This is a genomic window from Allobosea sp. UNC402CLCol (genome assembly GCF_000745475.1).
In the GTDB taxonomy this organism is placed as follows: domain Bacteria; phylum Pseudomonadota; class Alphaproteobacteria; order Rhizobiales; family Beijerinckiaceae; genus Allobosea; species Allobosea spartocytisi.
Genome location: NZ_JQJJ01000008.1, coordinates 524068 through 542951, shown reverse-complemented (window position 1 = coordinate 542951; position 18884 = coordinate 524068). Strand labels below are relative to the sequence as shown.

The following is an 18884-nucleotide window of genomic DNA, read 5'->3' as shown; positions in this document are numbered from 1 at the left end:
CGTCCTGATGGCCAATGGCGTCGGCCAACGCCGCGATGCACCCGGCTGAAATGTCGGCCATGCCTCGTCTCAATCCTGCAGCACCCTATGCTCGCCGATGGCGGGAACCGGGCCGTATTCACGTCCAATGCCCGCCAGGACCATGGCAGGGGCAGGCAGTTCAACCGGCCCCGCCGGCGTCTGGACAATGATGCGCCGCAGATGCGGATGCTGCGATAGCCCGGCCATGTCGTTGACGCTGGCGAAGGCGATGTCGGCCTCGAGGAGGAGCCGGCCCGCTTCGCGTGCATCGAGCCTTGCGAAGGCCTCCGCGGCGATCCGATCGGTCTCGAGCCGGTTGCGGACGCGGTCGACATTCGTTGCGAAGCGCTGGTCGGTAACCAGATCCGGCTGCCGGAGGAACAGTTCGCAGAACTTGGCCCATTCCCGGTCGTTCTGAATCGACATCAATATCGGCCTGCCGTCGCGGGTGGCGAAGGCGCCGTAAGGTGCGATCGAAGGATGTGCCATGCCGATGCGCTGCGGCGGTCTGCCGCCTTCCTCGTGAAGCAACGGTACGGTCGACCAATCCGCCATCACGTCAAACATCGAGATGTGGATATCGGCACCCTCGCCGGTGCTGCCCCGCGCGATCAGGGCTTCCAGGACCGCGGCGTGCGCGGTGGCGCCGGTGGCGATATCGACGATGGAGATTCCGACGCGGGCCGGCTCCTCGGGGCCGCCGGTAATGGAGCATAATCCGGATTCGGCCTGGATCAGCAGGTCGTAGGCCTTGCGATCCGCGAGTGGGCCGTTCTCGCCATAACCGGTGATCGAGCAGCAGATCAGGCCGGGATGTCGCACACGCAGCTCTTCGGTCGCGAAACCCAGCCTGGCGAGCGCACCGGATTTCAGGTTCTGCACGAGGATGTCGGCCTGTGCGATCAGTCCCGCGAGCTTGGCTTTGTCCTCGGGCGCGGAGAGATCGAGGACGAGCGATTCCTTGCCCCGGTTCAGCCACACGAAGTAGCTGCTTTGACCGTTGGCGACATCATCGTAGCGTCGGGCGAAATCGCCCTCCGGCCGCTCGATCTTGATGACGCGTGCCCCCGCATCGGCGAGGCGCGAGGTGCAAAACGGAGCGGCGACGGCTTGCTCGATAGCCACCACGAGAACGCCTTCCAGCGGGGAGCGGGCAGAAGCCATCGAAGCCACCTCGGTCAGTCAAACTTGTCCTGACGGTCAGATAGCTGCCCGATCCCCGTTGTCGTCGATGACCGTTTTGCGAAGCTCGCCTCTAAAGATCAGAGGCAGGCCGTTCACGATGCGTAACGGCGAACCAGCTCCCGGGCGCCTTCGATCTCGCTGCAGATCCAGTCCTCGACCACCACGACCTCGCGCCGGCGGCGCATCTCGGGCGGCCGGACCAGATAATAAGAAAAGCCGGTCGGGACGGCCTTGCGCATCGGCGTGACGAGCCGGCCGGACTGGATCGCCTGGTGCGCCAGGACGACGTCGGTCATGGCGACCCCAAGGCCGCATTCGGCCGCGCTCAACGCCATGTCCAACGCATCGAAGTCGAGGCCGCCACGTGCATCGAGGCCGGTTCCCGATTTCTCCGACCACGTCACCCAGTCCTGCCGGTCCGGCAGGGGATGGAGCAGGGTCGCGCCTGCCAGATCGGTCTCGCCGTCAGCATGCCCCGCCAGGTAATCCGGCGCGCAGACCGGCAGGATCCATTCCTGATAGAGTTCCGTCGCGCAGTCCTGAGGCCAGTTGCCAATGCCGTAGCGAATGCCGAGGTCGGCATCATTGTCGTTGAGCGTCATGTCGTTGAGACGCGTATGGACATTCACCTTGATCAGAGGGTGCCGCTCCTGGAACGTCCTGAGCCGCGGCAGCAGCCAGCGTAGTGCGAAGGTCGGCAGCACCTTGATCGTGACCGCGTTGCGCTCGTTCCGGAACGGATCGATGGCGTTCGCGATGTGGTCGAACGCTTCTTTCACGCTGAGCGCGAGCCTGCGGCCCTCGTCGGTGATCTCGAGCCCGTTGTGGCTCCGGATGAAGAGGGGGGCGCCGAGTTGGTCCTCCAGGATCTTGACCTGACGGCTGACGGCACTCTCGCTGACGTTCAGGATGAGCGCGGCCTTCTTGATGCTGAGTTGGGCCGCCACGATCTCGAAGCAGCGCAGTGCGTTCAGGGACGGCAATCTGCGGCTCATTTCGGCCTCCTCAGCGGAACTTCAGCCATCCTTTTCAGGGCAGATCCATTCTCGGATCAAGCGCATCGCGCAGTCCGTCGCCAACGAAATTGAAAGACGTCACGGCGAGCGTGATGGTGATGCCGGGAAAAATGGCGAGCCAGGGCGCGCTGGTGAGATAGCTCTGCGCGCTTTCGAGCATATTGCCCCAGCTCGGCGTCGGCGGCTGGATGCCGAAGCCGAGGAAGGAGATGTAGCTTTCGGCGAGGATCGCGTGGGCGACGTTCAAGGTCGCCGCGACGATGATCGGGGCGATGGCATTGGGCAGCAGTTCGCGGAACATGATGCGGCTGTGCGATGCGCCAAAGGAGACAGCGGCCTGCGCGAACTCGCGCGTCTTCAACGCACGGATCTGCGCCTCGACAACGCGAGCAACTTCCATCCAGGAGGTTGCCGCAATCAGTATCACGATCGAGGCCACAGAGGGCTGGATCAAGGCCGAGATGGCGAGCAGCAGGAAGATCGAGGGGAAGCACAGCATCGCATCGACGAAGCGCATCAGCGCGGCGCCCACCACGCCTTCGTAGAAGCCCGCGACAAGGCCGATGCAAATGCCGATCGCCATGGCGATCATCATGGCCGAGAAGCCGACCGCGAGCGAAATCCGCCCCGCCATGAGCAGGCGTGCGAGGATATCGCGACCGAGCGGATCGGTCCCGAGGATGTGCGGACCCGTGAAGGGCAGAGCGAAACGGGCTCGAATGTCGATATATGTGTCGGTGTAGGGCAGCAACCACGGCCCGATCACGCAGGCCAGCGTGAGGGCGACGATCGCTGCTGCACCGAAGACAGCGAGCTTGTGGCGGCGGAAGCGCCTGAAGCCCGGACTGTTCCAGAGCCGCTCGGGCGGCAGCACGGCGGCCCGGTCGAGATCACTGACGCTCATCAACCGCTCCTCGAAATGCGGGGATCGGCGATGCCGTAGAGCAGGTCGGCGATCAGCGAGCCGAGCAGGACGAGCACGGCGCTCAACATCAAGACGCCCATCACGACCGGATAGTCGCGATAGCTGATCGAATCGAGGAAGAGCCGCCCCATGCCGGGCCAGGTGAAGACGGTTTCGGTGACGAGGGCACCGGAGAGCAGCATCGGCACATGCAGGCCAGTGATGGTGATCATGGGCAGCAATGCGTTGCGAAAGGCGTGGCGGACCAGGATCGAGCGCTCGGAGAGGCCCTTGGCGCGGGCGGTGCGGACGTAATCCTGATTGATCACCTCGAGCATGGAGGAGCGCATATACCGGCTCCAGACCGCGGTGGAGACCAGCGCGAGCACCATGACCGGCCCGATCAGATGGTGGATCTGGTTGAGCAGGGAGCCGTCCCCGATGGTGTAGCGGTTACCGGATGGCAGCCAGCCGAGCCCGACCGAGAAAACGTAGATCACGACCAGACCGAACCAGAAGGTCGGGATCGACAGCGCGATCATGGCGCCGATGGTGGCGAGAGAATCGAAGAGCGAGTAGCGGCGGATTGCCCCGAGAATGCCGATCCATGCGCCGATCAGCATGGCGAGCAGCGTTGATGTCAGCATCAATTCCAGCGTCGCGCCTATATGCGAGCCGATGATGTGCAGCACCGGCTGGCCGTCCCGATAGGAGCGGCCCCAGTCGCCGGCGAGCATGCGCCATAGCCATTCGGCGTACTGGATCGGCAAAGCCCGGTTCAGGCCGAGCTGCTCGGCAATACGGTCGAGGTCCTCTTGCGACATGTCGCCGCCGGCGGCGAATTGCGACAACGGCCCGCCCGGAGCCAGATGCAGGATGGCGAAGCCGATCATCGAGACGATGAAGAGCAACAGCACGGCCTGCCCGAAACGGCGCAGAAGAAAGGCGCTCAAGATCTTGTCATCCTCGCGGGTCCGGTCAGATACGGGCTCAGCCAGCCCAGTACCAGTCGCGCATGTTCCAGCAATTGGACGAGCAATTGATGTTGGCCGCGAAGCCGGCCAGCCCGTCCTTGACCCCCTCGGCCATGACCGACTGATAGACCGGCAGCAAGACGAGATCGTCGCGAACGATGCGCTGGACCTGTCCGTAGGTCTTCCTGCGCTCCTGCTGGTCGAACTGGCTGGAGCCGAGTTCCAAGAGCCGGTCGAGTTCCGGGTTCTGGTACTGGTAGGTATTCAGCCCGGCGCCATGCTTGGCGGGGATCGAGCGGCTGCCGAAGCGCGGCGTCACGTCCGGGTCGTTGCCGATCATGAAGTTGGAGCCGACGGTCACGGATTCGAATTTCGACTTCTGCCAGAACTCACCCCAGATCACGGCCGCCGGCATGTTGGATATCCGCATTTCCGCGCCGATCTGCCCCCAGTCCTGCTGCAGGAGCTGCTGCGACTGCTCGCGCGCCGGATTGCCGGTCGTGGTCGAATTGGAGAAGGAGAGGCGCTGCCCGTTCTTCTGCCGGATGCCGTCCGCACCGCGTTTCCAGCCTGCGGCATCCAGCAGCGCGTTGGCCCTCGCTGGGTCGTGCTTGTGCACCGGAAGATCGGGCTCGAAGGCCCATGACTCGCGAGGCAGGAAGGATTCGGTCGCAACTGGCAGCCCATAATAGATGGCGTCGATGCGGGCCTGCTTGTCCATCGCCAGGTAGAGGGCTTCCCGGACGGGCTTTTCGGCGAAAGGACCGAATTCGAGATTGAGCGCGATGTGCTCGATGAAGGGCGTCGGCGAACGGATCACGCGGGGTCCCTTCAGCGCCTCGGCTTCCTTGGCGAAGTGAGCGGGAATGCCGCCAATGCCGAGATAATCGACCTGGCCGGTCCTGAACTGGGTGTAGAGCGCAGTCAGATCGGGAATGTATTTGAAGACGATACGTTCGAGGTAAGGGCCGGCGCCATGATAGGCGGGGTTGGCGTGCAGCAGCGCGCGGTCGCCAGCGACACGCTCGCCCCAGCGGAACGGGCCGGTGCCGACGGGCGCGCTATTGAAGGGCGCGGTATTCGGATCGCTTGCCTTTCCGAGAATATGCGCAGGCGTGATGAAGGTCAGCGCCAGGATAGACAGATAGGGTGAGTAGGCGCGCTCCATGCGCCAATGGATCTCGTCGGGCGCGACGATGACGATGTCCTTGACGAGGCTGTGACCGACCCGGTTACGCGCGCGGAAACCGGGCGTGTTGATCAGGTCGAGCGTGTACTTGACGTCCTCGGCGGTGAACGCCGTTCCGTCATGCCATTTCGCGTCGCCTCTAAGCTTGATCTTCCAGGTCAGCCCGTCGGCCGAGATGCCGCCATTGGCGACGCTCGGCACTTCGCGGGCGAGATCCGGAACGAAGCGGCCTGCCGGGTCGATGAACCAGAGCGGGCTGAAGAGCTGCCACCAGACGCCCTGATCGACCTCGCTGCCGGGCATCAGCGGATTGAAGACCGTGGGTTCCTGGGAAATGCCGGCGATCACCTGGCCTCGCGGCTTGGCGGGCGGCGCGGCGCCCTTGCCCTGAGCGTGCGCACCGGCGTTTGGCGCCAGCACGGCGCCCGCGCCGGCGCCGAGAGCCAGCGCCATCAGATCGCGGCGGCGAAATGTCATTCCACGCGAGTCGTATTCGGTCATGATATCCCCTCGTTTTTGACGGGCTGTCTTCAGCCTCGTGATCGTGGACGGCGCGGGTCGGCCGCATGTCCGGTCCTATGTCGTGATAACCCTCAAGCTCTCGCGTTCCGGCGAGAGGTCTTCACTGGCGACGCCCAGTTGCGTGATCGCTTCCGGCAACGGTGCCCCGGCGACGAGGGCAGCGATGGATTGCCCCATGGCTGGGGAAGTCAGGATGCCGCAGCCGCCCTGGCCCGCCAGCCAGAAGAAACCGGGAGCGTCCTCGCGCATGCCGGCTACGGGATTGCGATCCCTGGCGAAGCTGCGCAACCCCGCCCACTGGCTGATCGGGCGGCCAATGCTCAAGCAGGTGTCGCGCTCGATATTCTCGATCGCCTGGGCGACGTCGATGTCCTCGGGATAGGCGTCGGACGGAGCGACGGGCACCGCGTCGGCAAGGCTGCCCATCAGGCAGCCCGGCTCCGGCTTCACATACCAGTCGTAGTCGACGGAGCCGACATGCGGCCAGCTACGCGTGTCGAAATCCTTCTGAAGGGCGAAGGTGAACGCGGTGCGCCGATGCGCGACGATGCCCAGCGGGGCGAGCCCGGCCATGGCCGCCGCCTCATCCGCCCAGCCGCCGGCTGCATTGACCACCGCGTCGGCGAGGATGTCGCCGCCGGCCCAGGTCAGACGCCAACGATTTCCCTCGCGTACGATCCCTTGAATATCGCTGCGCGTCGCAAGAACAGCGCCGGCAGCCTTCGCTCCCCGCAGATAGCCCTGCAGCAGCACATCGACGTCGATATCCATCGCGCCCGGCTCGTAGACGCCCAGGTCGAGCTTTTCGGGCCGAAGCGCAGGAAACAGGGCGAGCGCTTCGTCTCGGCCGAGGCGGTCGGCACGGGCGCCGACGGAAGCGAGATTGTCTTCGAGCCGCCTGAGCGTCGCCTCCTGCTCTCGACGCCCCACCGTCAGGCAGCCACGCGGAGACAAAATCGGCTGCTCGGAGAAGCTTTCCGGAGGCGCCTCGAAAAAGGCGCGGCTCGCCTGCGCCATCCGCCGCATCGTCGTGGCGCCGATGCCGACCGTGAACTGTGCGGCGGTGCGGCCGGAGCTGTGATAGCTGAAATGCTCTTCCCGCTCGATCAGCGCGACCGAGCCGTGCCGAGCCAGAAAATAGGCGGCGGAAGCCCCGGCAATTCCACCTCCGACGATTGCGACGTCCACCCGCATCGAACCCATGCCACTCCCGCTTCGGAATGGGCGAGAGCCAGATCCGGTTCTTGCCCGTATCGACAACGTCACCGCGAACCCCGCTTGTCGATTTCAATTTTGAGAAGCCGAACCCTGAAAAACGACGGCGTCCCCCGAATTCCTCGGCCTCCGCCTCGAATTATTGAAATCGACAGCGCCCCTGCCTCCGTTGCCTTTGAGACGTCACGACAACTGAGGCGAGAGCGACCATGGCATTCACCACGACCCTGCGGCATGGCCGGCGCCTGATCTCCTCGGGCAGCAGTTTCGAGGCTGCCTATAGCTACAGCCGCGCCGTCGTGGTCGGCTCCCACATCATGTTGTCGGGCACCACCGGCTACGATTATGCCGCCGAAACCCTGGCAGGCGCCGCCGCCGAGCAGACCCGCCAGCTTTTCCGCAATGCCGAGCTGGCTTTTGCCCAGGTTGGAGCAACGCTCGCCAATGTCGTCCGCGTCCGGATGTTTATTGCGCGGCCCGAGGACTACGAGGCCGTGATGGCGGTGTTCGCCGAGGCGTTTCGCGGCGTGGACCCGGCCTGCACCACCGTCCAGGCCGGCCTGTTCGATCCGGAAATCCGGGTGGAGATGGACATGGACGCCTTGCTCGATGTCGCTGCTTAGTCTCACTGCCCATGTGCCGGACGACGTGCTCGCGCAGCTTGCGCCTGGGCGCGCGCCGTTGCCGGACCGGGTCGATGCCGTGGTGGTCGGCGGCGGAATTGTCGGCTGCGCCTCCGCCTACTATCTCGCGCGTGCCGGGCTCTCGGTCGCGCTGGTCGAGCGCGACGCTGTCTCTTCACAGCAGTCGGGCCGAAACTGGGGCTTCGTCAGGACGCAGTATCGCGATCCGCTTGAGCTGCCTCTCGCCATAGAGGCGCTCACGATCTGGCCTGATCTCGAGGCCGAACTCGGCGAGCCCGTGGGCTGGCGCCGGACCGGTTGCGTCTTCGTTGCCGAAACGGAAGCCGAGAACGACACGTTCGAACGCTGGGTGGAGAAAACGAGGTCGGTTTCCGGCCAGGCGCGCATGCTTTCGTCCCGGCAGACAAAGGCGCTCATGCCGGCACTTTCGAAGCCTGCGAAAGGCGCGCTCTTCACGGAGACGGACGGACAAGCCGAGCCGGCCATGGCCACAACCGCCTTCGCGCGAGCAGCGATCCGGGCTGGCGCACAGATCGTCGAGAATTGCGGTGCGTTCGCGGTCGAGCGTGCCGCGGGCGGCGTGACCGGCGTCCTGACCGAGCATGGCCGCATCGCCTCCAACATCGTGGTCTGCGCGGCCGGAGCGCAGAGCCATCGCCTGCTGGCGCCACTCGGCCTCGGCCTTCCGCAGCAGACCGTGCGCAGCACTGTCTCTTTGACGGCGCCCCTGCCGCCCCTCAGCGACCCCTGCTTCTGCGGTTACGGCATCGGATTGCGGCAGCGGGCGGATGGCTCCTGCATCATTGCAGCCGATTCCTGCTCCGACATCGACATCACGCTCGATTCCATGCGGGCGATGCGCTTCTTCCTGCCGGAGTTCATGCGTCATCGCAGCGGCTTTTCCCTGCGGCTGGGCCGTCCCTTCCTCGATGATCTGCATCAGCGGCTCGTCGTGCCGCCGTCGGAACGCGCGGCGGCTGGGCGCCGGCCATGGATCCCTGCCAATCGTGACCGCGCAGACCGGACGCGGGAAGCCGTGCAGGACATTTTCGGGACGGACGACAGGCTAACCATCGTCAAGTCCTGGGCCGGACTGATCGATGTGCTGCCGGATGCGTTGCCGGTGCTGGACGCACCCGATGCCCTGTCCGGCCTGATCGTCGCGACCGGCTTCTCCGGCCATGGCTTCGGCCTCGGGCCAGCCGTGGGCCGGCACGTCGCGCGGCTCGCGAAAGGTGAGAAGCCCGACGCCATCCTCACTCCCTTGCGTCTGGAGCGCTTCACCCGCGGCACCTATGCCCGCGCCCACGCGCCGCTCTGAACAATCCCACCTTCGAAAGCCACCCTGGAGCCGCCGATGACGCTTGCAACGACCGCCGATCACCGCGCCATCGCAGCAGGACTTTCCTTCGAGGGACGTGTCTTCATCGCCGGCCGCTTCGTCGCGGCTGCGGGCGGCGAGATGATGGAGACGGTGAACCCCGCGACGGGTGAGGCGTTTGCGTCTGTTGCCAGCGGCCAGGCTAAGGATATCGACCGTGCGGTCGCGGCGGCTCGCACGGCGTTTCGCGACGGGGCGTGGTCGCGTTCTGCGCCGGAACGGCGCAAGGCCGTGCTCCTGAAGCTCGCTGACCTCATCCGTGCCAACGCGGCCGAGCTTGCCGTTCTGGAGAGCCTCGACAGCGGCAAGCCGATCCGGGACTGCGTGAAGGAGATCAGCATCGAGGTCCCGGATACCCTGCAATGGTATGCCGAGCTGATCGACAAGAGCTTCGGCAAGGTCGCCCCGACCGGCGAGGACGCGCTCGCCCTCATAACGCGCGAGCCGATCGGCGTCGTCGGTGTGATCCTTCCCTGGAACTTCCCGTTGCTCATGGCGGCCTGGAAGCTCGGCCCGGCGCTGGCCAGCGGCTGCTCCGTCGTGGTCAAACCCGCCGAGCAGACTTCGCTCTCGGCCCTCAAACTCGCGGAGCTCGCAGCGGAAGCCGGCCTGCCGGACGGCGTGCTCAACATCGTCCCGGGTCTCGGCGAGACGGCCGGCCGGGCGCTCGGGCTGCATCCAGACGTGGACGCGATTTCCTTCACAGGTTCCACCGAGGTCGGCAGGCTCTTCCTGCGCTATGCCGCCGACAGCAACCTCAAGACCATCGGGCTCGAGATGGGGGGCAAGAGCCCCTTCATCATCCTCGACGATGCCGATCTGACGCCGGAACTGATCGAGCATGCGGTGACCGCCGCCTTCTGGAATGGCGGGCAGAACTGCTCCGCCAACATGCGCCAGATCGTCGCCCGCAGCCGGCAGGAGGAGTTTCTGTCGCTCGTCACGGAACGGGCGCGGGCGCTTGTCGTCGGCGACCCGCTCGATCCCGCGACGGATCTCGGCCCGATGGTCACTGCAGAGCATCGCGCGCGCGTGCTCGATTTCATCGAGATGGGCACGGGCGACGGTGCGCGCTGTGTCCTGCCCGCCGATCCAGCTCTTGCGACCCGGCCGGGCAGTTTTCTGGGCCCCACGGTCTTCGCCGAGCTTTCGCCCGGGATGACGATCACACGGGAAGAGATCTTCGGCCCCGTGCTCGGCGTGCTGCCGGTCGATGGGCCCGAACAGGCGCTCACCATCGCCAATGACAGCGCCTACGGGCTCCACGCGACGGTGTTCACCCGAGACATTGACCGCGCGCTGTTCATGGCGCGGCGTCTCGCCTGCGGGACGGTTGCGATTAACGGCTTCACCGAGGGGGATATCAAGACGCCCTTCGGCGGCTATCGGCAATCCGGCTCGCTTGCTCGCGACAAGGGCACCGAGGCGATGGCGCAGTATCTCCAGACGAAGACGAGCTGGATCAACCTCAAGTCGCCGGCTATCGGCTGAATCACAACGGCGGTCCGGCAGGCATTCCCGTCTCGCATTTTACAGTGGACGAACACCCATGAGCATCGACGAGACAAAACGCAGTCAGCTGATGCGCTTCTTCGATGGAACCCTGCTTCCGGACGAGTTGGTTGCAACCATGTCAGCAGACCAGGGTTGGTTCCCATCGCGAGTCATACGGCGTGGCGGCGAGGTGAAGGCGTTGAAGCGCGCGCCGTCCGGGTTGCCGCCGCTTGCGATTCAAGATCATGGCCGCAGCTTCGACCTCTACGACTACCTCTCCGTCAACCGGATCGCCGGCTTGCTCGTCATGAAGGACGACGCAGTCGTCGCGGAGCATTATGGGCTCGGCATCGGGCCGGAGACACAATGGAACTCCTGTTCGCTCGCGAAATCCGTCGCCGCGACGCTGGTGGGTATCGCGCTGAAGGAAGGCGCGATCGAAAGCCTCGACGATCCCGTCACGCGCTACATGCCGCTCGGCGGAGTCTACGCGCAGGTATCGGTCAGGCAGTTGCTGCGATTGGCATCCGGCGTACGCTGGCGTGAAGATTATACCGATCCGACATCCGACCGGCGGCAGTTGCTTGATATCCAGTGCCGCTGGGAAGAGGGCGGCATCGCCCGGCACATGGCATCATTGCCGGCTGCAACGCCGGCCGGAGAATCCTGGGTCTACAACACCGGCGAATCCTATTTGATTGGCCTCCTCATGCAGAACGCGACCGGGATGAACCTCGCCGACTACTGCAGCGAGAAGCTCTGGTCGCGGCTCGGGATGGAGGCCGATGCGAGCTGGTGGTCGGAAAGTCCGGAGGGAATGACGATCTCCGGCAGCGGCATGCACGCGACCTTGCGAGACTACGGCCGCTTCGGCCAGTTCGTGCTGGATGAGGGCCGCATCGGCGATGACAGATTGCTGCCCGACAACTGGAATGCGGAGGCCGGTGCTGCTTTCAACATAGGGGATAAGACGATCCCCTATGGCTATATGTGGTGGATCCCCGTGCTCCCGGACGCGCGTCTCGCAGGCAGTTTCCAGGCTGAGGGCATCTACGGCCAGCATATCCACATCAACCCACGCGAACGCCTTGTCGTCGTTGTGCTCTGCGCTCGCTCGAAGCCGAGTTTCCGACAGCGGCTCGAAATCAACGACGACGCCTTCTTTGCTGCGCTTGCAGAAGCTCTCCAAAAATAACGCGTTTCCTGCCGGTTTCGTTTTGCCAGGTGGGCCAAGCGCACAGTCGGTGTTCCTCTGCCGGATGCCGGTTGACCGGGACGTCAACGCCTCGGGAGCCCGTCATACGGTCGACCTCTGACCACGAGCGAGACCGGCAGGCGCACGCAGCGCGGCGCTCTTGGCTGGGGATCGCGTATCCGGTCGAGCAACATCTCGGCGGCGTGGCGACCCATCTCCGCGCGATCCCAGGACAGGGCCGAGATCGGCGGCGTGCCGAGTTCGGCAAGGTCGGAATCGCTTCCGGCGACGAGGTCGATATCCCGCCCCGGCTGCAGGCCGTTGCTGCGCAGCGCGCGCAGCGTGCCGGCGAGCATGTCCATCGCTGCGACGAACAGCGCGGTCGGCCGGTCGGCCGTCGAGAGAAGCGCGCAGGTTTCACGGAAGGCGATCTCGTTGGACAGAGCGTGGTCGCGGATGAGAGCCTCGTCGACCGCGACCCCGCGCTGGGCGTGCACGCGTCGGTATCCGGCGATACGGCTGCGAGAAGGATAGGCGGCCGGGTCGCCGACGATCATGCCGATGCGCCTGTGCCCCAGTGACATCAGGTGCTGGACGGCCTGCTCGGCCCCCGATTGATGGTCGGCCATCACGCGGTCGACATCTGGCAGCAATTCGCGGTCGATCAGGACGATCGGCATCGGCGCGCCGGCGATCGTCTCGGCGAGTTCGGCATCGGCCTCGTCGCTCATCGTCATCATGACGCCCTCGACGCGCCGCTGCGCGAAGCCACGTAGCAGGGCAAGCTCGACATCCTTCTCGTTCGAGGTGCTGGCCAGCAGCAGCGTGTAGCCGGCGCGGCGGAACACTCCCTCGGCCGCTTTCACATAGCTGGCGAAGGCGGGAATATCGAAGTCGCGGATCGCGCAGGCGACCATCTTCGTGCGGGCGTTGCGCATGCTGCCGGCGACCGCGTCGCGCTGATAGCCCAGTGCCTCGATCGCCTCCTGCACGCTCTTGCGAGCCTGCGGCGTCACCGAGGGGTGGTCGTTGAGGACGCGCGAGACGGTTCCGAGCGCGAGGCCGGCCCTGGCCGCCACGTCCCGGATCGTCGCCTTCTTGATGCCCGTCATCGCCTCGCCCCGTCTCTCGCCGCCATCCTGACACGGGCGCGGAGTCCGGCCCAAGCGTCCCTCTGCCTTAATCCCGCGCGTCAGGCTGCCTGTTGAGGCAGCGATTGCAAGACATTTGCGCAGCGGATTTGGAACCGGTTCATTGACTCTGATCTTGCATATGCAAGCATTTGGATAGCATTGATTTAGGATTGATGAACATGTTCCAGAGCGCTGAACGCCTCGGCCGGGTGAAGGCCTCTCCGACCGTCGTCCTGAACGGCAAGGTCGCCGAGCTCGCCGCGCAGGGCCGCGACGTGCTCAGCCTCGTGGCCGGCGAGCCCGATTTCGACACGCCTGATCACATCAAGCAGGCGGCGAAGGCCGCCATCGATCGCGGCGAGACCAAATACACCGCCGTCGACGGCACGCCGGCGCTGCGCAAGGCGATCGCCGGCAAGTTCGAGCGCGAGAACGGGCTCTCCTATACGCCGCACGAGATCATCGTCGGCTCGGGCGGCAAGCAGATCGTCTACAACGCGCTGATGGCCACCCTCTCGGCCGGCGACGAGGTGGTGATCCCCGCGCCGTACTGGGTTTCCTATCCGGAGATCGTGCTGCTGGCCGAGGGGACGCCAGTCATCGTTCCGTGCCTGGCCGAAAACGGCTTCCGACTCGATCCGCAGGCGCTGGATGCCGCGATCACGGATCGTACGCGCTGGCTTATTCTGAACTCGCCCTCGAACCCCTCCGGCGCGGCCTATTCGCATGACGAACTCGCGGCGCTCGCCGCCGTGCTGATGCGCCATCCCAAGGTCTGGATCCTGACCGACGACATCTACGAACACCTGACCTATGGCGGCTTCCGCTTCTCGACCATCGCCGCCATCGAGCCGCGGCTGCGCGAGCGGACGCTGACGATGAACGGCGTCTCCAAGACCTATTGCATGACCGGCTGGCGCATCGGCTATGCCGGCGGGCCGAAGCCGCTGATCCGGGCGATGTCGGCGATCCAGTCGCATTCCACCACCAACGCCTGCTCGATCAGCCAGGCCGCCGCCGTCGCGGCCCTTGAGGGCCCGCAGGATTTCATCGCCGGCCATGTCGCCGCCTTCGAGCGCCGCCGCGACAGGATCGTCGCCGGGCTGAACGCGGTGGAGGGGCTGTCCTGCCGCGTGCCCGAGGGGGCCTTCTATGCCTTCCCGTCCTGCGAGGCGCTGCTCGGGAGGCAGGCCCCGGACGGACGCCTCGTCGCGACCGACGAGGATTTCGCGCTCTATCTGCTCGACGCTGCCGGTGTCGGGCTCGTCCATGGCTCGGCCTTCGGCTGCCCCGGCCATATCCGGCTCTCCTATGCGGCCCCCGACGAAATGCTCGACCGCGCCATCGAGCGAATCGGAACCGCATGCGCCGCACTCCAGCCTGCCCCACCGATGCGGGCGCGTGCCTGAGCCCGACCAGACGAGCCCTTGGGAAACGAGCCCGTGCCAGCTTCGCCATGCCAATTGTCGGAACGCAGCCTCGTCGCGCTTCTCGCGGCAGTTGCCTTCGTCGTGGCGCTGAACGCGACCGTGATGTTCCCGCTCGGCCCCTTCCTGGTGGCGGAGATCGGCGGCAGGGCCGATGCGCTCGGCTATCTCGGCGCGGTCTATTCGCTGTCGGCGGCCCTGGGCGGCCTCGTCGCGTCCTTCGTGCTCGATCGCTTCGATCGCCGCGAGGCCCTGGCGGCTTGCGCCGTCGTGTTCACGCTCGCAACAGTCGCGAGCGCCGCCGCCCCCGGCATGGCGGCGCTGATGGCGACGCGCGCCGTGGCGGGCTTCGCAGCCGGGCCGCTCTGGGGCCTGCTGGTCGCGATCGCCAGCGACGTCGTCCCGCTGCAGCGACGCGGCCTCGCGATGAGCCGCCTCGTCGGTACCTATGGGCTGGCGCTCGTGCTCGGCCTTCCGGTGGGGACGCTGCTCGCGGCCCTTCCCGGCGGCTGGCGCTGGGCACTGCTGGCCCTGGCGATCGGTGGGGGCGCGATCTCGGCCGTGACCGCGATCGCGATCGGCCCCCGGCGCGAGCATCTCGCCGCAGCCAAGGCGCGACCGTCCGGCCTGGCCTGGCGCGGCGTCCTGCGGCTGATCGCTGGCGAGCCGAGCCTGATCGCCTTCCTGCTGATCGCCGCTTCGTCCTTCTCGGCCCTGCTGGTCTCGCCCAACCTGCCGGTCTTCGTGCTGGGCAATACCGGGCTCGGCGCTACCGGCCTTTCAGCCGTCTATCTGCTGGGTGGGGCGCTGACCCTGGCCGTCGTGCCTCTGGCCGGCCGCACGAGCGACCGTTTCGGCGCATTGCCGGTCGCGGTCGCGGCTGCGCTCGCGACGACGCTCGTGCTCGGCTCAGCCTTCCTTGGCGCGGCGCCGCTGCTGCCGGCCCTGCCGGTGTTGGCCATGGTTCTGGTGATGCAGCTCGTGCGCAGCACGGTCAGCCAGGGCTCGGCCACCCGCGTGCCGCTTCCCGCGGAGCGTGCCGCCTTCCAGTCGCTCGCGGCCGCCGTCACAAATCTCGCCCAGGCTGTGGGCGCCGGCACGGCGCCGCTGCTGCTCAGCATCAGGCCCGATGGCCGGCTCGCGGGCATGGACCGCGTCGCCTGGCTTGCCATCGCCGCGTCCTGGACCGCCCCGCTGCTGCTGATGCGGCTCGAGACCGTGCTCCGCCGGCGCGGCCTGCCGCCCGTGACGGAGACATGATCATGGCGCGGCGTCACGACCTCCTCGCGACTTCGCTGCCGCTCGCCTATGCGGGTTGCGGCGAGCCGGCATTTGCCGGCGATCCGCTGCGTGGCGAAGCGCGAGCCGATGTCGTCGTCATCGGCGCCGGCATCACCGGTGCGAGCGCGGCGTTCCATCTCGCCGAAGCCGGCGCGCGCGTGCGCCTTCTGGAGGCCGAGCGGGTCGGCGCGGGCGGCAGCGGCCGTGCCTTCGGACAGGTCGTGCCCTATCTGCGCACGGAGCCCGCGAGGACCGTGTCGGATCTTGGAACCGAAGCCGGCGAGAGGTTGATCGCGACGGCAGCCGGGACGCCCGCCCTCGTCGCGGAACTCGTCTCCCGCCACGCCATTGCCTGCGATCTCGATGCGAGCGGCCTGATCTTCGCCGCCCATTCCGCCGGCGGCTCCGTCGTGTTGCGCGAGCGGCGGGGTGTCTGGGCGGCTCGCGGGGTCGCGCTTCCCCTGCTCGACATGGAACAGACCCGCGCCGCGATCGGAGGCGGCAGCTACCGTGCAGCCCTGGTCGAGCCGCGCGGCCTCTCGCTCAATCCGCTCGCCTATGCGCGGGGGCTTGCGCGCGCCGGTTCGGCTGCCGGGGCGACGCTGCACGAGCGCAGCCGCGTCGTCGGCATGTCGAGCCGCCCCGGCGGCTGGAGGGTCGAGACGACTGAAGGACGCATCGCCTGCGACACGCTGATCGTCGCGGCCGGTGTCGCGATCGGCGGCATCCTGCCGGAGCTGCGCCGTCGCATCCTGCCCTTCTGCGTTCATGAGGCGGCGACCGCACCGCTCTCGGCCGATGCGCTCGCGGGTATCCTCCCGCGCCAGCGCGCGCTCACCGATACGCGCCGGCTCCCTTCCGGCGTCAGGCGCACCGGCGACGGCCGCCTCGTCGTCACGCTGTCGGGGCCTGTGGGCGGTGGACGAGCCGGCGATCTGGGGGGCGGTCTCGCGCGGCTTCGCGCGCTGTTTCCCCATCTCGACGTCACCGCCTTCGCGGAGAGTTGGTCCGGCTGGGTCGATCTCGCGCCCGACCAGTATCCGCGCCTCGTCGAGCCGCGCCCCGGCCTCCTCGTCGGCTACGGCCTCAGCGGGCGTGGCCTCGGGCTCGGCACCGCGCTCGGCCAGGCCCTGGCGCGACGTGCCTTGGGCAGCCGAGCCGATGAGACATCCTTTCCGGGCATGGCCGGCCGGCCGCCGCGCTGGCTGCCGGGTTCCAGCCTCGCGGTCGCTGCAGCCGCGGCCTCGATCCGCCACATCGACGCCTGGCAGGCGCGCCAGGCCGACGCCCCACGGCTTCCAACCAGCAACGGACCGCGACCCTGATGGCTATTCTCACCTGGCTCCATAACGCCTATGGGCGCGACCTGATCGAGGGCGTCCGCGCCGCGCTGCCGGGCGAGGACATCCGCGAATGGCCCGATGCCGGCGACCCCGACGAGATCGACATCTGCTTCATCTTCCGCATGCCGCATGGCTTCCTCAAGCCGTTCCGCAATCTCAAGCTGATGTCGGCGACCGGCGCCGGGATCGACCACTACCTCCTCGATCCCGACTTCCCGAAAGGGATCGCGATGGTGCGGATCGTCGACCAGGATTTCGCCGCGCGCATGGCCGACTACGTCCTGACCTGGACCTTCTTCCATCATCGCGACGTCGCGCATTTCCTCTCCGCCCAGTCGCGCCATGACTGGGCCTACAAGATCATGCGCTCGGCCCATGAGCTCCGCGTCGGCGTGATGGGGCTCGGCCAGATGGGCCGGCTGGCGGCGGAGCGCCTGGCCGGCGTCGGCTACGACACCGCCGCCTGGTCGCGCTCGCTCCACGAAGTGCCGGGCGTCACCTGCTTCGCCGGCGCGGAGGGCTTCGGCGCGTTTCTCGCGCGGACGGAAATCCTGATCAACCTGCTGCCGCTGACGCAGACGACGCGCGGCATCCTGAGTGCCGGGACCTTTGCGCAGATGCCGCCGGGCGGCGTCGTGATCTCGGCGGGACGCGGCGGCCATCTCGTCGAGGCCGATCTCCTCGCCGCGCTGAACGACGGAACGCTGCGCGCCGCCACGATCGACGCCTTTCCCGTCGAACCGCTCCCGAAGGACAGCCCGCTCTGGGAGACGCCGAACCTCTACGTCACCCCGCACTGCTCATCGACCGCGAGCCTGGCAACCATCGTCGACACCTTTGCCGAGAACGTCCGCCGCTTCCGCGCCGGGGCCGAGCTTCTGAACGAGGTCGACACCGTCGCCGGCTACTGAACTCCACCCCGCACACACGACAGGAGAGCGACCATGACCAGACTGCGTTTCCTCGCCAAGGCAGCGTTCACGGCCGCTTTCGGCCTGGGCCTCGTCGCCGTCCCTGCCGCCGGCATCGCCCAGGAGGCCAAACGGCCCAAGCTCGACTTCGCGGGCTCGGTGACCTGGCTCGGCATGGTCCCCGTGCTGCTCGCCGTCGACAAGGGCTATTTCACCGAGGCCGGACTCGATGTCAGCCTGCAGGTGGTGCTGAATTCGAGCGACCGGGTGCGCGCGCTCACCGCCGGCTCCGTTGCTTTCAGCAATCTTGGCCGCACCACGGTGCTGAGCGAAATGGCGCGCGGCAACACCTCCTTCTACTACTTCGCCAATATCGACGATTCGCCCGGCAGCGAAGGCTGCTGGGCGCGCTCGGGCTTCAAGAGCTTCGCCGATCTGAAGGGCAGGAAGGTCGCAGCCAACACCTCGGCCGAGATCACCATGGCGGGGCTGCTCGCCAAGGCCGGGCTGAAATCTTCCGACATCTCCTACGTCAACCTGCCACCCAACGAGATGCAGCTCGCGCTCTCGCGTGGCGATGTCGATGCCGCCTGCATATGGCAGCCGATCCTCGACGGGCTGAAGAAGGCGGTGCCGGACGGAGTGTTGCTCGGCACCGACAGGGATACCGACATGTTCCAGCGCTTCGGCACGATGTCGGCGCCCGACATCATGATCATTTCGCGCAAGCTGGTGCAGGAGGATCCGGCCTCGGCCGGCAAGCTCGCCGCCGCCGTGATGAAGGCGGCCGACTTCGTCAACGCCAACCCGGAAGAGACGGCGAAGACGGTCGCCCATTACTTCCGCCAGCCGCCGGAGACCGTCCTCGCCGGCATCAGGGGCTTTACCTATTACGGCACCAAGGACTGGCCCGAGCACATGCGCAGGCATGGCGCGCAGATGGACCATCTCGCGGGCTGGCTTGCGGAGAACGGCAAGATTCCGATGAAGCCGGATGTGAAGGCCTGGGAGAACACCAGCTTCGTGCCGAAGCCTTGATCCAAAAGCGA

The 18884-nt window shown here is 66.7% G+C and carries 16 protein-coding genes; 9 read left to right on the top strand and 7 right to left on the bottom strand.

Annotated features, from left to right (window positions below; translation table 11 throughout):
- Positions 1-69 precede the first annotated feature (69 nt).
- The 6 genes from GY40_RS04570 to GY40_RS04545 form a co-directional block, all read right to left on the bottom strand.
- Positions 70-1185, bottom strand: coding sequence for a CaiB/BaiF CoA transferase family protein (locus GY40_RS04570; protein WP_038359009.1), 1116 nt, complete (start codon positions 1183-1185; stop codon positions 70-72).
- Positions 1186-1298: 113 nt separating this feature from the next.
- On the bottom strand, positions 1299-2201 hold the full coding sequence (locus GY40_RS04565; protein WP_051987509.1) for a LysR substrate-binding domain-containing protein: 903 nt from the start codon (positions 2199-2201) through the stop codon (positions 1299-1301).
- A gap of 34 nt (positions 2202-2235) precedes the next feature.
- Positions 2236-3126 carry an ABC transporter permease gene (locus GY40_RS04560; RefSeq protein ID WP_038359006.1) on the bottom strand — a complete coding sequence of 297 codons (891 nt, stop codon included), beginning with the start codon at positions 3124-3126 and terminating at the stop codon, positions 2236-2238.
- Positions 3126-4079 carry an ABC transporter permease gene (locus GY40_RS04555; RefSeq protein ID WP_038359004.1) on the bottom strand — a complete coding sequence of 318 codons (954 nt, stop codon included), beginning with the start codon at positions 4077-4079 and terminating at the stop codon, positions 3126-3128. The genes GY40_RS04560 and GY40_RS04555 overlap by 1 nt, the downstream gene beginning before the upstream one ends.
- A gap of 37 nt (positions 4080-4116) precedes the next feature.
- Positions 4117-5766, bottom strand: a complete 1650-nt coding sequence (locus tag GY40_RS04550; RefSeq protein ID WP_248311115.1) for a peptide ABC transporter substrate-binding protein — start codon at positions 5764-5766, stop codon at positions 4117-4119.
- A 99-nt stretch (positions 5767-5865) separates the two neighbouring features.
- A complete protein-coding gene (locus tag GY40_RS04545) occupies positions 5866-7005 on the bottom strand; it encodes an NAD(P)/FAD-dependent oxidoreductase (RefSeq protein WP_051987615.1) in 1140 nt (379 codons plus the stop codon).
- A gap of 230 nt (positions 7006-7235) precedes the next feature.
- Here GY40_RS04545 and GY40_RS04540 point away from each other — a divergent pair, with 230 nt between their 5' ends.
- From GY40_RS04540 to GY40_RS04525, 4 genes are read left to right on the top strand one after another with little or no spacing between them, the layout of a single operon-like run.
- The gene (locus GY40_RS04540) at positions 7236-7649 is read left to right on the top strand and encodes a Rid family hydrolase (RefSeq protein ID WP_038358997.1); all 414 of its coding nucleotides are present in this window, start codon (positions 7236-7238) and stop codon (positions 7647-7649) included.
- Positions 7636-8991, top strand: coding sequence for an NAD(P)/FAD-dependent oxidoreductase (locus tag GY40_RS04535; protein WP_051987508.1), 1356 nt, complete (start codon positions 7636-7638; stop codon positions 8989-8991). The genes GY40_RS04540 and GY40_RS04535 overlap by 14 nt, the downstream gene beginning before the upstream one ends.
- Before the next feature lie 36 nt (positions 8992-9027).
- On the top strand, positions 9028-10542 hold the full coding sequence (locus GY40_RS04530) for an aldehyde dehydrogenase (protein WP_038358996.1): 1515 nt from the start codon (positions 9028-9030) through the stop codon (positions 10540-10542).
- A 58-nt stretch (positions 10543-10600) separates the two neighbouring features.
- Positions 10601-11740: a serine hydrolase domain-containing protein gene (locus GY40_RS04525; protein ID WP_051987507.1), complete on the top strand. Its 1140-nt coding sequence runs from the start codon at positions 10601-10603 to the stop codon at positions 11738-11740.
- A gap of 83 nt (positions 11741-11823) precedes the next feature.
- Here the strand turns inward: GY40_RS04525 and GY40_RS04520 are convergent, their stop codons facing one another.
- Positions 11824-12852 (bottom strand): LacI family DNA-binding transcriptional regulator, encoded by a 1029-nt coding sequence (locus tag GY40_RS04520; protein ID WP_038358993.1) that lies wholly within the window; start codon positions 12850-12852, stop codon positions 11824-11826.
- Positions 12853-13052: 200 nt separating this feature from the next.
- Here GY40_RS04520 and GY40_RS04515 point away from each other — a divergent pair, with 200 nt between their 5' ends.
- From GY40_RS04515 to GY40_RS04495, 5 genes are read left to right on the top strand one after another with little or no spacing between them, the layout of a single operon-like run.
- Positions 13053-14282: a pyridoxal phosphate-dependent aminotransferase gene (locus tag GY40_RS04515; RefSeq protein WP_038360069.1), complete on the top strand. Its 1230-nt coding sequence runs from the start codon at positions 13053-13055 to the stop codon at positions 14280-14282.
- A gap of 33 nt (positions 14283-14315) precedes the next feature.
- Positions 14316-15560, top strand: coding sequence for an MFS transporter (locus GY40_RS04510; RefSeq protein ID WP_156115865.1), 1245 nt, complete (start codon positions 14316-14318; stop codon positions 15558-15560).
- 2 nt (positions 15561-15562) lie between these two features.
- The gene (locus GY40_RS04505) at positions 15563-16906 is read left to right on the top strand and encodes an NAD(P)/FAD-dependent oxidoreductase (protein WP_051987506.1); all 1344 of its coding nucleotides are present in this window, start codon (positions 15563-15565) and stop codon (positions 16904-16906) included.
- Positions 16906-17835, top strand: coding sequence for a 2-hydroxyacid dehydrogenase (locus GY40_RS04500; protein ID WP_038358991.1), 930 nt, complete (start codon positions 16906-16908; stop codon positions 17833-17835). The genes GY40_RS04505 and GY40_RS04500 overlap by 1 nt, the downstream gene beginning before the upstream one ends.
- 33 nt (positions 17836-17868) lie before the next feature.
- A complete protein-coding gene (locus tag GY40_RS04495) occupies positions 17869-18873 on the top strand; it encodes an ABC transporter substrate-binding protein (RefSeq protein WP_051987505.1) in 1005 nt (334 codons plus the stop codon).
- Positions 18874-18884 lie beyond the last annotated feature (11 nt).

Excerpts from the sequence above, each read along its gene's own strand:
- GY40_RS04515 (WP_038360069.1), top strand. The coding sequence starts at position 13,053 with ATGTTCCAGAGCGCTGAACGCCTCGGCCGGGTGAAGGCCTCTCCGACC.
- GY40_RS04560 (WP_038359006.1), bottom strand. The coding sequence starts at position 3,126 with ATGAGCGTCAGTGATCTCGACCGGGCCGCCGTGCTGCCGCCCGAGCGG.
- GY40_RS04500 (WP_038358991.1), top strand. The coding sequence starts at position 16,906 with ATGGCTATTCTCACCTGGCTCCATAACGCCTATGGGCGCGACCTGATC.
- GY40_RS04520 (WP_038358993.1), bottom strand. The coding sequence starts at position 12,852 with ATGACGGGCATCAAGAAGGCGACGATCCGGGACGTGGCGGCCAGGGCC.
- GY40_RS04550 (WP_248311115.1), bottom strand. The coding sequence starts at position 5,766 with ATGACATTTCGCCGCCGCGATCTGATGGCGCTGGCTCTCGGCGCCGGC.
- GY40_RS04525 (WP_051987507.1), top strand. The coding sequence starts at position 10,601 with ATGAGCATCGACGAGACAAAACGCAGTCAGCTGATGCGCTTCTTCGAT.
- GY40_RS04570 (WP_038359009.1), bottom strand. The coding sequence starts at position 1,185 with ATGGCTTCTGCCCGCTCCCCGCTGGAAGGCGTTCTCGTGGTGGCTATC.
- GY40_RS04530 (WP_038358996.1), top strand. The coding sequence starts at position 9,028 with ATGACGCTTGCAACGACCGCCGATCACCGCGCCATCGCAGCAGGACTT.
- GY40_RS04535 (WP_051987508.1), top strand. The coding sequence starts at position 7,636 with ATGTCGCTGCTTAGTCTCACTGCCCATGTGCCGGACGACGTGCTCGCG.
- GY40_RS04495 (WP_051987505.1), top strand. The coding sequence starts at position 17,869 with ATGACCAGACTGCGTTTCCTCGCCAAGGCAGCGTTCACGGCCGCTTTC.
- GY40_RS04505 (WP_051987506.1), top strand. The coding sequence starts at position 15,563 with ATGGCGCGGCGTCACGACCTCCTCGCGACTTCGCTGCCGCTCGCCTAT.
- GY40_RS04540 (WP_038358997.1), top strand. The coding sequence starts at position 7,236 with ATGGCATTCACCACGACCCTGCGGCATGGCCGGCGCCTGATCTCCTCG.
- GY40_RS04545 (WP_051987615.1), bottom strand. The coding sequence starts at position 7,005 with ATGCGGGTGGACGTCGCAATCGTCGGAGGTGGAATTGCCGGGGCTTCC.
- GY40_RS04565 (WP_051987509.1), bottom strand. The coding sequence starts at position 2,201 with ATGAGCCGCAGATTGCCGTCCCTGAACGCACTGCGCTGCTTCGAGATC.